This window comes from Veillonella sp. Ser01 (assembly GCF_053850375.1).
The window spans coordinates 239,096-254,925 of the sequence record NZ_JBSPUA010000001.1 but is presented as its reverse complement, the minus strand read 5'-3'; the positions used below and the strand labels follow the sequence as shown (position 1 = coordinate 254,925).

General features: G+C 36.1%; 14 protein-coding genes. 8 read left to right on the top strand and 6 right to left on the bottom strand.

The window, feature by feature from the left end; all coding sequences use genetic code 11:
• Window positions 1-47 precede the first annotated feature (47 nt).
• Window positions 48-977 (top strand): class II fructose-1,6-bisphosphate aldolase, encoded by a 930-nt coding sequence (fba, locus tag ACWTVK_RS01180; RefSeq protein ID WP_155086741.1) that lies wholly within the window; start codon window positions 48-50, stop codon window positions 975-977.
• A 3-nt stretch (window positions 978-980) separates the two neighbouring features.
• The gene (locus ACWTVK_RS01175) at window positions 981-2,537 is read left to right on the top strand and encodes a putative polysaccharide biosynthesis protein (RefSeq protein WP_005386176.1); all 1,557 of its coding nucleotides are present in this window, start codon (window positions 981-983) and stop codon (window positions 2,535-2,537) included.
• 77 nt (window positions 2,538-2,614) lie between these two features.
• Here the strand turns inward: ACWTVK_RS01175 and ACWTVK_RS01170 are convergent, their stop codons facing one another.
• From ACWTVK_RS01170 to ACWTVK_RS01160, 3 genes are all read right to left on the bottom strand, one after another.
• On the bottom strand, window positions 2,615-3,982 hold the full coding sequence (locus tag ACWTVK_RS01170) for a hypothetical protein (RefSeq protein WP_308522894.1): 1,368 nt from the start codon (window positions 3,980-3,982) through the stop codon (window positions 2,615-2,617).
• 223 nt (window positions 3,983-4,205) lie between these two features.
• A complete protein-coding gene (gene tnpA / locus ACWTVK_RS01165; RefSeq protein WP_005380067.1) occupies window positions 4,206-4,667 on the bottom strand; it encodes an IS200/IS605 family transposase in 462 nt (153 codons plus the stop codon).
• A gap of 192 nt (window positions 4,668-4,859) precedes the next feature.
• Entirely contained in the window at window positions 4,860-5,897 is a 1,038-nt protein-coding gene (locus ACWTVK_RS01160; RefSeq protein ID WP_456045687.1) for an AEC family transporter, read from the bottom strand.
• Between the two features lie 237 nt (window positions 5,898-6,134).
• Between ACWTVK_RS01160 and ACWTVK_RS01155 the strand changes: the two genes are divergently transcribed.
• Window positions 6,135-6,875: a gamma-glutamyl-gamma-aminobutyrate hydrolase family protein gene (locus ACWTVK_RS01155; RefSeq protein ID WP_456045686.1), complete on the top strand. Its 741-nt coding sequence runs from the start codon at window positions 6,135-6,137 to the stop codon at window positions 6,873-6,875.
• Between the two features lie 15 nt (window positions 6,876-6,890).
• Window positions 6,891-8,198 carry an APC family permease gene (locus ACWTVK_RS01150; RefSeq protein ID WP_456045685.1) on the top strand — a complete coding sequence of 436 codons (1,308 nt, stop codon included), beginning with the start codon at window positions 6,891-6,893 and terminating at the stop codon, window positions 8,196-8,198.
• A 224-nt stretch (window positions 8,199-8,422) separates the two neighbouring features.
• Here ACWTVK_RS01150 and ACWTVK_RS01145 read toward each other — a convergent pair whose 3' ends face one another.
• Window positions 8,423-9,262 carry a hypothetical protein gene (locus tag ACWTVK_RS01145; RefSeq protein WP_456045684.1) on the bottom strand — a complete coding sequence of 280 codons (840 nt, stop codon included), beginning with the start codon at window positions 9,260-9,262 and terminating at the stop codon, window positions 8,423-8,425.
• A gap of 139 nt (window positions 9,263-9,401) precedes the next feature.
• Between ACWTVK_RS01145 and ACWTVK_RS01140 the strand changes: the two genes are divergently transcribed.
• The 3 genes from ACWTVK_RS01140 (at window position 9,402) to ACWTVK_RS01130 (ending at window position 13,117) form a co-directional block, all read left to right on the top strand.
• Window positions 9,402-10,061 carry an HAD family hydrolase gene (locus tag ACWTVK_RS01140; RefSeq protein WP_456045683.1) on the top strand — a complete coding sequence of 220 codons (660 nt, stop codon included), beginning with the start codon at window positions 9,402-9,404 and terminating at the stop codon, window positions 10,059-10,061.
• A 408-nt stretch (window positions 10,062-10,469) separates the two neighbouring features.
• Window positions 10,470-11,873 carry a YkvI family membrane protein gene (locus tag ACWTVK_RS01135; RefSeq protein ID WP_456045682.1) on the top strand — a complete coding sequence of 468 codons (1,404 nt, stop codon included), beginning with the start codon at window positions 10,470-10,472 and terminating at the stop codon, window positions 11,871-11,873.
• A gap of 14 nt (window positions 11,874-11,887) precedes the next feature.
• Window positions 11,888-13,117: a threonine/serine ThrE exporter family protein gene (locus ACWTVK_RS01130; RefSeq protein WP_456045681.1), complete on the top strand. Its 1,230-nt coding sequence runs from the start codon at window positions 11,888-11,890 to the stop codon at window positions 13,115-13,117.
• A 125-nt stretch (window positions 13,118-13,242) separates the two neighbouring features.
• Here the strand turns inward: ACWTVK_RS01130 and ACWTVK_RS01125 are convergent, their stop codons facing one another.
• Both ACWTVK_RS01125 and ACWTVK_RS01120 read right to left on the bottom strand, forming a co-directional pair.
• The gene (locus tag ACWTVK_RS01125) at window positions 13,243-13,839 is read right to left on the bottom strand and encodes a hypothetical protein (protein ID WP_456045680.1); all 597 of its coding nucleotides are present in this window, start codon (window positions 13,837-13,839) and stop codon (window positions 13,243-13,245) included.
• 120 nt (window positions 13,840-13,959) lie between these two features.
• Complete coding sequence (locus ACWTVK_RS01120; RefSeq protein ID WP_456045679.1) at window positions 13,960-15,306, bottom strand: hypothetical protein; 1,347 nt, start codon at window positions 15,304-15,306, stop codon at window positions 13,960-13,962.
• Window positions 15,307-15,527: 221 nt separating this feature from the next.
• Between ACWTVK_RS01120 and ACWTVK_RS01115 the strand changes: the two genes are divergently transcribed.
• The gene (locus ACWTVK_RS01115; protein WP_223209338.1) at window positions 15,528-15,605 is read left to right on the top strand and encodes a putative holin-like toxin; all 78 of its coding nucleotides are present in this window, start codon (window positions 15,528-15,530) and stop codon (window positions 15,603-15,605) included.
• Window positions 15,606-15,830 lie beyond the last annotated feature (225 nt).

Genomic DNA, 15,830 nt, shown 5'->3' with positions numbered 1-15,830 from the left:
AGTATTAATAACATGATATGACAGGCCCTATGGCCAAGGAGGACAACATGCCATTAGTTACTACTACAGAAATGTTCAAAAAAGCCTATGAAGGCGGCTATGCTGTTGGCGCTTTCAATGTAAACAACATGGAAATCGTACAAGGTATCGTAGATGCTGCAAAAGAGGAACAATCCCCTCTTATCTTGCAAGTATCTGCAGGTGCTCGTAAATATGCTAAGCATATTTACCTTGTAAAACTCGTAGAAGCAGCTCTTGAAGACAGCAACTTACCTATCGCTCTTCACCTTGATCACGGCGATTCCTTCGAAATCTGTAAAGATTGTGTAGATGGCGGTTTTACATCTGTTATGATTGACGCATCTCACCATGATTTCGATGAAAACGTAAAAATCACTAAACAAGTTGTTGAATATGCTCATGCTCATGGCGTTGTAGTAGAAGCAGAATTGGGCCGTTTAGCTGGTGTTGAAGATGATGTAAATGTATCCGATGCAGATGCTCGCTTCACTGACCCAGAACAAGCTGCTGAATTCGTACATCTTACAGGTGTAGACTCCTTAGCAATTGCTATTGGTACTAGCCACGGCGCTTATAAATTCAAAGGCGACCCTTACCTCGACTTTGATCGTTTGAAAAAAGTTGGCGAATTGTTGCCTAACTTCCCTATCGTATTGCATGGTGCATCCTCCGTATTGCCTGAATTCGTAGCTAAATGTAACGAATTCGGTGGCAACATTCCTGGTGCACAAGGCGTACCTGAAGAAATGCTTCGACAAGCAGCTCAAATGGCAGTTTGCAAAATCAACATCGATACAGACCTTCGTCTTGCTATGACTGCATCTGTACGTGAATACTTGGCTCAAAATCCATCCGAATTTGACCCTCGTAAATACTTAGGACCTGCTCGTGATGCTATTAAAGGCATGGTAGCTCACAAAATCAAAAATGTATTAGGTTCTTCCAACAAACTATAATCAATGGCTAGTGGATTTTTAAAAGGAACCTTAATTTTAACCATTGCCGGTTTCGTAGTGAAAGCCATCGGTAGTATTAACTGGATTCTTCTATCCCGCATTTTGGGTGGTGAAGGCATCGGTATCTACCAGATGGCCTTTCCTATCTATTTGTTACTATTACAAATTTCGAGCGCAGGTGTGCCGATTGCCATCTCTATTTTGACGGCAGAACGATTAGCCTTACACGACTTTGGTGGTGCTAAGAGAGTATTCAATATATCTTTTACAATGTTAACCATTACAGGCTTTATCGCCAGTCTTGCCATGTACTTTGGTGCAGATTGGCTAATCTCTAGTGGTCTCATTGCTGAAAGCCGTGCCTACTACTCTATCATCGCGCTCGCTCCGGCAGTATTCTTTGTAACGTGGATTTCCTGCTTCCGCGGGTATATCCAAGGCTATGAAATGATGACGCCAACGGCGGTCAGCCAAATCGTAGAACAACTGTTACGTGTTATCGTCATGCTCGGTGCCGCAGCTATCTTGTTACCTTATGGTCTACCAGCTGCTGCAGGTGGTGCTAGCTTAGGTGCTGGTGTCGGTGCCTTTGGTGCCTTTTTAGTGCTCTTGTACTATTACTACAAATTGCCTAAGGCAAGTAGCACTGGTGAAAGCTACGATGGTCCCCGTGAGTCAGCTAAAGAAATTTTGTCACGACTCTTAACATTGTCTATTCCAATTTCCTTAGCAAGTATCATGTTGCCACTGACGGCTAACCTCGATTTGCTCATCGTACCACGTCGACTCTTAGATGCTGGTTTTCCGATGAATGAAGTAACAGAACTGTTCGGTTATCTTACAGGTATGGCAGTGCCGCTCATCAACTTGGCAACCATTATTACAGCGGCTCTTGCAACAAGCATTGTTCCAGCTATCTCTCATGCCTTTGCCAAACGCGATCATCAAGGTATTTATGAACGTACCTCTGGCTCCATGAGATTGACATTTATGGCTACTGTACCATTTACGGTACTATTATATGTCTTAGCTGCCCCAACAGTAACCTTGATTTATAATGCACCTAAGGCAGAATTAGCAACGCAAATTACAGCGTTCTCTATCTTCTTCCTCGGTGTACACCAAGTAACAACAGGTATCTTACAAGGTCTTAACAAACCGCGTATTCCTGTAATTAATATGGGTATTGCGTTAGTAATCAAAGTCATCTTGAACTGGACATTAACGGCCATCCCATGGCTTGGTATCGGCGGTGCTGCTTGGGCAACAGTTGCTGATATTGGCTTTGCTGCATTGCTAAACTTGATTTATATCAAAAAATATACAGGCTACTTCCTCGATATTTCCCTTCTATGGAAAAATGTGGTCAGTGCCGGTGTCATGGGTATACTCATCTTTATGAGTTACCACTACTTAACAGATATCTTACCAATGTGGGTTAACTTCATACTCACAGGTATCGAAGGCTTATTGCTCTATGTTATTATCATGGTTCTTCTAAAAGGACTTAATAAAAATGATGGTGCAAGCATGCCACTCATTGGTAGATTCTTTAGATAATCATAACAAAAGAGGTTTAACACTTAAGTGTTAAACCTCTTTTTTACGCTAACTATTACATTATTTTTTATTGCTACTTATTTTTTATCATTAACAACTTTTTTATTATCTGGACGTACTTCCATAAATTGGATTCGATTCGGAGTAAAACCAATCCCTACAGTAGCCTTGTCAAATAACCCTTTACTAGATTTAATATCTACATATTGAATCACATCACGCAATTTATAATTACTTACATGAACATCATGTGGTTTATATAAATAATACGTATATATATTTTGATTATCATATAATACCATACCAAAGAGTGTTGAATTTTCTTTAACCGCTTCAAAGTATAATGCAGGTACACTATTATTCCAAACTGTGGCATATTGTAATCGTTTATGCCCTTTTAATCCATGATTTTCAACAATCATTCTTAAATAACTATATAGAATATTCTTTTTCTCAACACTAAGACCTTCTGCTAAAGGTTGCTTACCCAATACAGCCTTAATACGTCCTGCTTGATAGATATCATAATCCGCTTTACCTATAACTTCATGCTCCTTAAATTTACTATTTTTTAATACTCTGAATGTATAAGGTCCAAGACGTACTGGATCAGTATATTCCAACACATCACTAGCAGACTTAATCGAAGGTAACACAAAATTAGCCAATGGTCCCATTGTGTCCGAGATGGAACGTTGCGTATCGTCTTTAATAATATTTTTTATAATATCATTATTGAGAGATTGCCCTATATGATAAGAAAGAGTCGGTGTTTTCGGTAACGTAAAATTAATTGTCCCCTCTACATGATGATTATCTAAGCCTATTACATCCCAAGTTGCTTTCTCTAGACCAGGATATGTAAAAACACCTCCATCTACAAACCGAGGAACTATCTTTTCTTTTTCTAAATTCTTTCTAATCACATCCTGTATGATAGATTTATTTACGTCTGCATACTCAACATTTGTATTTTCCCACTTAGAACCTTTAGGTTGTGGTCTTGTTTCATAGCCATAATCAGCTACTCCTGACAAAGTTATGCCACCATTCTTAATAGGATATTTAGAAAAATGTTTAGGATCAATAGACCATCCTAATATACTTTCTTTTGGACTAGTATATTTAATATCTGCCCCATTATCTGTAATAATATATACAGTTTTAGACTGATAAATCGCCCTCACTAATTCTTGTGATCTATAAATATCATCAGCTAATTTTTCATTATTATAATTTGGTTGATTTTGTGCCCATTTTTTTACTTCCCTTGCTTGACGGTCATCAATTTTTTTTGCCACGTCCCCCTGAATACGATATTCTTGATAGGCCTCTTTAGGAATATCTGGATGCGCTCCCGGAATATTAACCTCAATGGCTTGAGAAATGCCCATTGCACCTATAACACCAATACAACTTAATATTAGTAAACGCCTTAACTTCATAATTCTCTCCTCAAACGCAATAGGATATTTTATACTTTTAACACTTATTTTATAGTTTATCATTTTTACATATTTAGGTAAATCAGAACCACCCGTAAAACGGGTGGTTTGCTCACGGGCTATAAGCCCGTAGTACTAGGCCAGCGTCTAAAGGCGCTGGCTTTCACTACGTTCAAGCCGCATAGCCATTGACTCGTAACGTTCCCCTTAAAGGGGATGTGTATTACTTGCTACCCTTAAAAGGGTCCTCATATTCTTTTACACTAAGTTTATCTTTCATTTGGTCATGTAACTCTTGCTCACGTATATATTTCTTTACTGTAGCCTCATTTAAACCTACTGTACTAACATAATAACCCTCGGACCAAAAGTGTCTATTTCCAAATTTATACTTTAAGTTTGCGTGTTTATCGAACATCATTAATGCACTTTTCCCTTTTAAGTATCCCATAAAAGATGATACTGATATTTTAGGTGGGATTAATACTAGCATATGCACATGATCAGCCATAAGCTCCCCCTCTATAATCTTGACGCCCTTATATTCACATAAACGTCTCAGTATTTCACGTAAACTATTTCTGTATTGATTATATATAACTTTACGTCTATACTTAGGTGTAAATACTATGTGGTATTTGCATAACCATTTTGTGTGCGCAAGGCTCTGTGTCTTTGTTGCCATATAAAATCACCTTTCTTTTGCATATAATGCGGCTTGAACACCTACATTATACTTAAGCAAGGTGATTTTTTTGTATAACTTTCGTTGCCGCACCCGCATAGCGGGTGGTTTAATAATTCGCGACTACGTCGCGAACCAGTCTAAAGACAATAATAAGAAAGGTCCGACATTATAGTCAGACCTTTTTATTGTTTATGCTGTTATGCCTATCATAGTTAGGATTTCCATAATAATTGGTATAGCTACTACAAATAATATAGTACTAATCATGACAAGCCCTGTAGCAAATGGCAAGTCAGATTTCGATTCATTGGCTACAATTGGTAATACTGCAATAACGGGCCCTGCCGATTGTACAACAAAGGTAATGATTGCTATTGGTTCTAGGACGATACCTGCGCCATATTGCAAACCCAGAATGACACAGAACATAATAATCGGTGAAATTACAAAACGACCGATAATACCACCAATAGAATCTTTATTAAGACTCATACTTTTTAGCCCCGCATCATGAAGTACGATACCAATATAAATCAAAGATAATGGGGTTACCATATCACCTAAGTAATTCAATGTAGTATGTAAAATTGGTGCTAAAGGAATTTCAAAGAATAAGAATATCAATGCTACAAAGAACCCTAACAATGGTGGAGGTAATAACTTCTTTAAATCAAATTTAAACTTCTTACGCTTTGTTTCTGTATCTACTGTGCTATTACTTATACCATCCGTTTTACTATTATCAAAACCTAATTCGACATTAGGTAGTGGATCTAATTCTATAAGGAATACCCCTACCATCCATACTGAAATGGTATTACCGATGTAATATAACAAGAAATATGGTAGCGCATCTTGACCAAAGAGGGCGATTTGCACTGGCAATCCAATAAATAAGCAGTTATCATTAACTACCATATTTATAAAAATACCACGCCTACCTCGAGGTACTTTCAGTACTTTCATCATGATAAAAGCAACGATATACGCAATTACATAGGTTAATGTAACGGCTAGCATCCCATATCGAAGATTCCATAAATCCGATGTATGTAGATGATGCAATACAGATACGAATACACCGGCTGGTAACGCAACAGACATGATAAATCTAGATAGGTTACCACTAAATATAGGGTGAAACATCCCTCGCCCTTTTAATATATACCCTAGCGAGATTAGCAATACAATAGGTATGATGCTCTGTAAGGATGTAAGAAAAACCATAGTAAACCTCCCGTACAGTTTATTCGTAATCTATCATACCATGTTTTTAACAAAACATATATGTATATGATTTTCCTACAAAAGCAATATGAATTTTAGAAAATGTATCATTCTTAACATATTTTAGTACGTATAAGTTTTATAATTAATTACAATAGTAGTATTATTTATTCACGAATATTTGATATACTAAAATTATACTAATTGTACAATATTTTACACATATGAGGTGATATTATGACAAAACCATTTATTGGTGTATCTGGTAATATCTTACGAGATACTAGTGGTGCCTATGTAGATTTGTTACGTTCTTATGTAAACCATGATTATCCACGCTCCATTGAAGAGGCTGGTGGCATTCCAGTTATCATTCCATTTACAAAAAATCTCGACGTAGCCCGTGAAACAGTGGCAAAACTCGACGCCTTATTATTATCTGGCGGTCACGATGTATCCCCACTTAATTATGGTGAAGAACCATTGCAAGGTCTAGGCGATGTATTCCCTGAACGAGATCAATTTGATTTTGCATTATTGAAAGCAGCGGAAGAAAAACAGATTCCTATCTTTTGTATTTGCCGAGGCATTCAAATTTTAAATGTATATCGTGGAGGTTCTCTATACCAAGATTTAAAGTATGACGAAAACTGTACGATAAAACATTCACAAAACCAAACACCTTCTCTTGGCACTCATACAGTAGATATTGAATTTGAATCAAAACTAGCCAGTGCAATTGGTCGCTCCACATGGATTACTAACTCTCACCATCATCAAACAGTAAAACATGTTGGTAAAGGTTTACAAGTAGTAGCAAGAGCTAAGGATGGTACTGTAGAAGGTTTAGAAGACTCCTCCTATCCTTGGTTAGTAGCCTGCCAATTCCATCCAGAAATGATGTCTGAAACAGATGAGAATGCAAAACGTTTATTTACTGCCTTTGTAACAGCAGCTCGAGAAAATATAACTAAATAGTAGGAAGGTTTTAGTATGAAAGAAACAGGAAAATTTGGCTTTTGGAGTATTGTACTCCTAGGCATCAATGGTATTGTAGGGACTGGTATCTTCCTACTACCAAACAAAGCGTATTCTATCATTGGTTCCGCTAGTTTAGGCGTCCTACTATTTGACGCCGTTATTGCAGGTTGTATCGCCCTTTGCTTTGCAGAAGCAGCTAGCCTATTCACACGTAATGGCGGTCCTTATCTATATGCAAAGCACGCATTAGGTGACTTTTGGGCCTTTGAAGTGGGCGTTCTCAAATGGATTGTAACTGTTATTGCTTGGGCGGCCATGGCCGTTGGCTTTGCTACCGCACTCGGCGCAGCAGTACCAGCATTAAGTAATGATTTTGCAAAAGATGTCATTTCAGGTATCTTAATCATAGGTCTTACGATTGTAAATATCTTTGGTGTTAATGTATCTAAATTCGTTAATAACTTAATTACCATTTCTAAACTTGTTCCTCTTGCTCTATTTATTGCCATTGGTATCTTCTTTATAAATGGTGCTAACTTTACACCACTCTTTCCTCAAGACATCTATGTAGATGGATCATTTGCACAAGCAGCAGTTCTTCTATTCTTTGCCTATACAGGATTTGAAGTTATTGCCATTGCTGCAGAGGATATGAAAAACCCTAAAAAGAATTTGCCTCGTGCTATTATCATGTGCATGCTTCTTGTATCTGTCCTATATATGGCTATCCTTGCCGTATCAATTGGTGTACTTGGTACTGACTTAGCAAATACAAAAGCTCCAGTACAAGATGCGTTTAATGCAATCGTTGGTCCTGTTGGTATGTATATCGTATTAATAGGTACCTTAATCTCTATGGGTGGTATCAACTTTGCAGAAGCTTACTATGCACCTCGTGTAGCAACATCCATGGCAGAAGATGGTATGTTGCCAAGTGCTCTAGCCAAACGCAATCGTTACAATGCACCATATGTCGCAGCTATTGTTACAGCCATTGCTAGTGTATTACTCGCATGGTCTGGTTCCTTTACTACACTAGCAGCTATTAGTGCAGTATCTCGTTTTACACAATACCTACCAACATGTTTGGCCGTTATTATCTTCCGTCGCAAATGGGCAGATAAAGCTCGGTCCTACACCATCCCTGGTGGCTACTTAATCCCAGTCATCGCTATTGGCACATCCCTTTGGATGCTCGCCCAAGCACAAACTAACCAATTACTATGGGGTCTAGGTGGCTGTATCGTAATCTTGCCATTCTACTACTCCTATTGGAAAAAGAAAAAAGCTGGTCTCATTAAAGACCATGATGAAATGTAGATACTACCAGTTAAAAATAATTATTTCTAATTAAATTTAAAACTACCAGTTAGTCATGTTGTTTTGTAAACCGATCTTCAATAACAGGAGGGCGATCTACTACAACGTGAAATTAACTGGTAGTTTTTTACATTTCTAGACTAAATATAATACTTTTAACTGGTAGTATCACACTAACCATATATATTTAGACTAAGTCTAGTACATGTTACTGATAGAGTTAATTAAAATAAATCTTCTTCAGTAGTTGTTGTTTTGGTTAGTTCTTCTTCGATATAGCCAACTTCATCAGTGGCTTCATCTTCGTCGCGTGTGTCAATATAGATACTAATAAGCGCTAGTGCGCCTTCTTCATTGAGGGTTGCAATGGCACTCATAGGACCATAGGTTAAAATAAGGGCATCTTCTTCATCGCGAATGATATGAGGTACCGCATCAAAGTGTTGGTTCATGAGCTGATCAAAGTAATCTTCTACATCAAGGCCGCTTTCAAGGGTAATCGATTCAGCATCCCCCTTTTGGAATACAACACGTGTGTCTTCATCTATATATTGGTAGAAATCGTCTACATCAACATTCCCGGTTTCAAGCCACATGCTGAGGGCTGTAATCCAATCTTTCACAGTAGTTGGTGCAGAAATGAATGCATACTCGCTTTCATCATCGCCAAAGCGAAGATCATCATACTCAATACTATAGTTTTCCTGACTAGATACGATGCGGTCTACGAGCCCTTCATCATTTACATCTACAAAAATCATGTACACATAATTATCGCCGCTTTCATAAGAAACAGTCAAACCATGACGGCCCTCATGGAATAACGCATCCTCCTCGTACACATCGGTAATATGCATGACCTTGCACGTAACAGGCACATTATCTGCCTTGATAGACTCAGCCATGGAGGATAAGAACTCAATCGTTTCATTGCGATTGCGGCCAATAATACCACGACCAGTGGACATGTATTCGCAATCCTCTGCCAAGAAAGATTCGACACCATGAATATCTGCGGATTCGAGAATCGATTTTATCAATAAAAGAGCTTGTATTTCAGTCATACTACGCCTCCAATACACTGTAATAATTACTGCTACTATTGTAACATAATTATAGTAACTAATACGGCTATTCTCTTGATTTTCTCCATATTTATCATATACTTATAAAGTACATATTGATTTAACATCGGAGGTTCCCATGAAATATACAACCATCGTTTTTGATTGCGACGGCACATTGCTCGATACGGCTACAGATTTAGCGAATGCTGTAAATTATGTACTACGTACACATAACTTTCCTGAAAAGTCTCTAGCAGAGGTAAAGGCAGCACTTGGTAATGCAGTAACGTACTTGATGCGTCAATGCTTGCCTAGTACAGTAGGAGATCATGAATTAGAACCATATATTGAGGAGTTCAAAACCTACTATGGAGAACATCTAAAAGATACTACAGCACCGTATCCTGGCATCTTAGATATGCTAGATGCATTGCGTGAAAAAGGCTATAAATTGGCTATCGTATCTAACAAAATCCAAGAAGGTGTAACACCTCTCAACAAAGAATACTTTGGCGATCGCTTACCTGTTGCCATCGGTGAAAGACCTGGCTTACAACGTAAACCTGCTCCAGACATGGTACTCCAAGCCTTAAAAGAACTAGGCTCTACACCAGAAGAATCTATTTATGTAGGTGATTCTGAAGTTGACGTAGCTACTGCAAAAAACTCTGGTCTACTCTGTATCGGTGTTACCTGGGGCTTTAGAGAAGAATCTCTCCACCAAGAACTAGGCGTAACACACATTGCTCGTAAAGCAGAAGATATTCTAAGCATTGTGGAAAACTTAAATAAATAACATCCTAAATTATAATCATTAATCCATAACAAATTCATATAAAATAAACGATTTACATCTTAAAACCGCTCAAAAACGGGAATTAAAATATTTGATCTCTCATTTTTCGCGGTTTTTCTTTTATTTTCTCTAATTTATTTTAACTTTTACATTATATTTTTTACGCATAGATACTATCTCCAATCTATTGCCTAAAAAATGTGATATATGTTACATTTATGAGGCAGTACTTTCACATGGACACGCCGTCAATTCAATAGTTAGTGTATTGAACTTAAGGTCTATAAATGGGTCCATTCTTAGCTAATCTTATAGAGATTGGCGGTGAGGTTTCCATCACCTGAATCATTAGTATGATATAATATTATTTTGTATACTAAGTTATGTATTTGGAAGGAGGAAAATATAATGCAACAATCATGGAAAATTGCATTTGCCTACATAGGTGTTATTGTAGGTGCAGGACTCTCGAGTGGACAAGATCTTCTACAATATTTCATAAGTTTTGGCCAAATAGGTCTCATTGGTGTTCTATTACTAGGTCTATTAAATGCCGCATTTGGTAAAATCATGCTTTCTTTGGGGAGTTACTATCGTGCAGACAATCATGAAGAAGTTTTTACACAGATTTCCCATCCTATTATTACAAGAATACTTGATTTTGTACTAATCTCTGGTAGCTTTATTATGGGATTTGTTATGATTGCTGGCGCAGGCTCAAACTTAGAACAACAATTTGGATTCCCTTTTTGGGTTGGTGGATTAATTTGCTCACTTTTAATCATAACCGTATCATTTATGAACTTTGACAAAATAACTAATGTTTTAGGTGTTTTTACTCCTATCATGATTGTTATGATATTCATCATTACAGGCTACTCTTTTATTGGTAAAAGTCATGATTGGACTACATTAGAGGCTTTAGCCCACACAATCAAACCAGCCACAAGCAATGTATGGTTTTCTGTCATTAATTATTATTCTCTATGTGCTATGACAGCTGTTTCTATGGCCTTTATTTTAGGTGGTTCTGTTGTTCGTATTGGTATTGCTGAAAAAGGTGGCACTCGTGGCGGCCTATTAGTCGGATTAGTTGTTTTTATAGCTGCTATCTCTATTTTTGCAAATCTAGATACCGTAAAAGATGCAGATTTGCCGATTCTTGCTATTGCCAATCAAATTCATCCTTGGCTAGCATATATATATGCAATCACAGTCTTTTCACTTATTTTTAATACAGCATTCTCTCTTTTTTATTCTATTGCTAGACGTTTTGCCAACGGCAGCACAAAAAGAATGAGAATTATTATTATTTCTGTAGTAATCATAGGATATATATGTAGTTTCTTTGGTTTTAAAGATTTGATTAGTATCCTCTACCCAATTCTCGGTTATATGGGACTATTGCTCCTAATTATTCTTATTTATGGCTGGCTCCGTGATCGTAAAGATATCATTATGGAAAAACTCTTCCGAAGAAAGATGCTCCATTTATCATTAAAAAAACATAGTCCTCACAAAAATCTTTCAGAAAAAGAACGTGAACTATTCCATACATTAGGTGATATTAGTCAAGCAGATACAAAATCTCTTAAAGAAGATATTCATAATGAAGCAAAAGAAATACTTTCAAATACGGAAACAGTTCAAGAGCTAAAAGACTATGTGGAAGAGCATCTCTCAATAGACGAAGAAGTTATACATCAAAATATCAATATTCTACAAGAACAACAGGAAGAATCAAAATCAACTGAATCTTCTAAAGATAGACCTATCAAAAAGTCCAATATAAATAACAATGAAGTAAAATGAATAACGAGGAAATAATGACAGGTGTGGAATTAGAAATTATACTAAAAGCTGGAAAAATACTACTTAGCAGTGGCGCCGAAATCAGTCGTACAGAGGATACTATGAACTACATAGCACGAGCTATGAATTTTAAAGATTTAGAAGCCTACGTATCCAATAGAGGTATTTTTGCAACTGCTAAGAAAGCTGATGGAACTGAAATTACTCGTATTTATAACGTTCCTGAAGTCGATATTAACCTCAGTAAAATTGAATCTGTTAATGCTCTCTCCCGACGTATCACACAAAAAAATATTACTATTGAGGAGATTGAAAGTGAACTTAATCAAATTGATACCATGTCAGACTATTCTTTTTTTTGGAGATTAGTAGCTTATACGTTAGGAGCTTCGGGCTTTAGCTATGCAATTGGTAGTTCTATAACAGACTCTATAATTGCCGGTATTATAGGCTTAATATTAGGCGTCTATATGTGTACCATCAAACGCATACTTAGCTCTGATGTATTGATTACCATTTTAGGTAGTATTCTAATAGCCTTATTGGGTAATCTCTTTATCCACTTTGAATTAGGCTCCAACCTATCAGTTATATTACTAGGAGCCATGATTGACATTGTTCCCGGAGTTCCTTTCGTCAATGCTATTAGAGAGTATAGCCAGAATAACTATAATACAGGAATAACCCTTATGATGGGCGCGTTACTCACCTGTATTTCAATGGCTGTAGGGGTCGCAGTAGTACAATCACTACTCTTCAACACACAAATGATTCCTCTTTATACCTCTAATTTAGATACTAATTCCTTAACCTCTATGTTTATGCGTAGTATAATGGCTGGTATTGGTACGACAGCATTTGCAATCTTATTCCGTGTAGCTAAACAACATTTTATCGATTGTACAATATTAGGATTCATCTCATGGTTCTTGTTCTTAACATTATCTTCACTACAGTCTAATGTTATGCTCTCCATATTCATCAGTGGTTTTATCATCGCCATAGCATCAAGAATATTGGCTGTTAAACGGAAATGCCCTGCTATAGTTTTCCTAATGACTAGCTTATTCCCTTTACTACCAGGGCTCAGCTTTTATCGATCCATTTATTATATGCTAATGGGACAAGAAACTATTGCCATTAGCTTCGCAAAAGAATCCTTTTTGATAGCTTTTACAATTGCTATATCTATCGCAATTGTAAAATATATAAAACCACCACTAATCAAAAAAAAACACTTATAAATAATATACCCCTATAACAAATTTATATAAATTACTTGCCCGATAAAAGAGGTTCCTATGAGTCACTACTGTGACCATTAGGAACCTCTTTTATTTATAACTATATTGTGCTAATTAGATATCACTTATTTATAACTGAACTGCGCATCCATAATCATTTGGCGTAACTGTTCCATACGAATACCTTCAGGTAACTTATGTCGATAAAACTGTAAATTATAGTAGTATCGAGTGTCTTCATAATCCGTCACTAATACCATATCCGTGCGATACTCTAATGGCCACCCATACATAAATTCAACTAGTAAACTACGCACGCCATCATTGTTGACCTCTATTACATCATGCTTAACAGGCAATATCATCTTAACTGTAGGTTCAGGAATCGTCCTATCTTTAACAAGCTCATTAACCTCAGCATCTAACGTGGAACTCGTACTATCGATAGATCTAGCCTTTACATGCATAAATACCCCATCAGAGGTTCTAAACACCCTACCATCAATGTCCTTTGTTTCGCCCTGCGTTTCAATAGCATCCTTTAATACTCGGAATTGATACGGTCCATAAAACTTTGTATCTGTAATAGCATCTAATGCCGCATCATATTGACCATTATGTACATTCGTAACATGCATAACAGTCTTTGTATCGCTGGCTTGTGAAAGCATCGGTGCTACTAAACACAAGCCTAGACTAAGTAGTGTAATATAACGCTTCATACAAATATCCCTCATTGAACTCTAATATTAACTGTATTGTAACATGATTTATTTTAATGAATCTAATCATTATAAAAAAGGAACCTAAAAGCTCATTTATCTTAGGCTCCTCTTCATATATTACCCATTTTCTACAATATTAAATATATCAATAGAATCAGAGTTTTTATTATATTGTTTAGATATAGTTACATCAATTAACATTTCACGTAGCTGTTGCTTTGTGAGATTTCCATCTAGTTTTTTATAGTAAATAGTATTAACAAACCTATCCTTTCCATTTTGTGTTATAAATTGCATTACACCACTACCATCAAAATTCTCCTGTTCTAGAAAAATACCTGGAGTACCATCATTCCAGACTAAATTATAATCATATTTTTTAATAAGATTCGATTTTACTGCACTCTCTCGTCCCAAAGAAAGTATATCATGAACATAGCCATATGGGTCTTCATTGTTACTTTCTAATTTTCTAACATAATCTACATATTGAAAAATCACATCGTTATAATTATAAGATTTAATATAACGACCATTAAATTCTCTATATCCAACTGAACTATTATTTAACACCCTATAAGTAAATATACTATTATCTTTTGATCCTATCTGTTTAGAATATCCATTCATATTAGCTAATGGTTTGATAGATGGTAACATATAATTAACCAATAAACTATTAGCTTTATCAATAGAAGGGTTATTATCTGCTTTTGGTTCTATAATAAAGCCAATGTGGTATTGAACATTTGGCTCATTTTCAAGAGAAAAATTAACTGAATTTCCCCAGAACACATCTTTTTCTTTTATATCATTAAATGCAGATATTTCCCAGTAGGAGTCTCTCAAACCTGAATATGTGAAAGGGCCACCTTTTAAAGAATCTTCAACTAAGCGTACATCAGATTTATTAGCTTGTTGAATTGCACGTTTAATGGCTTTTCTAATGTCAGAGACAGTTATAAACTCAGCTGGTTTTCCCATATAATCTCGACTTTTTTCATATGGATAATCTTCAATTTCTACAACTAATGGTATATATCTAGTATCCCAAGAATATATAATAGAATCATATGGATTATTAATTTTAGCTTTATAATCTAATACCAATGGCACTGTAAATCGTATCCCACCATCCTTAGAATGTAAAATTACATCAGTTTTTCCTTCAACTACACCTTGTAACCTTAGAGCATGATCTTCTATCACCTTTTGTAATTGTTGGTCAGATATAGAATGTTCTTTTCTAAAATCTACCATTCGTGGGTCATCTTTAATAGTCCGATAAGATTCACTTACTATTTTATGCTTATCCATTTGTATATACTTATCGGTATATACATAACTTTGATACGCATCATGTGGAATACTTGGATCTGCCCCTGATATATTCACATCAATAGCGAAACTAGAACCAGAAACAACGCCTACTACAATTGTACTTAATAATAATCGTTTTAACATATACTTCTCTCCACAAAATAATGATATTAACTGTATTGTAACATAGTTAATATATTTTTATGAAAATAATTACCAAATGAAAGAGGTTCCTATTGGTCACCTAGGTGACTATTAGGAACCTCTAATCTATTTACTTTTATAATTGACAACACTATATTGAACTTGAGGCCTCTAAATGGGTCCAGCCTTTGCTAATCTTCTAGAGATTGGCGGTGATCAATATGAGTACATTCAAAGTGTTATCGTTGATGATTTCCTTTGGCATACTTGTAGCGACCATTATCATGGCAGCAAAGTGATTGATCTCTAGCTGAAAGCTAGCATTCTAATCGTGGTATGAAAAAAGGCCCGACATAGAAGTCAGACCGTTTCTTCAATTTTTCTTATTAGAAGCGAAGTCTGGCGACCAAACCATTTATACCTCGCTTTGATATAAATTATATCATATCTAAATAGGGAAAGAAATCTTATGATTTCTTTTTTGTTTTAAAGCATAATGAACCTATACAAGAAATAATATGCAA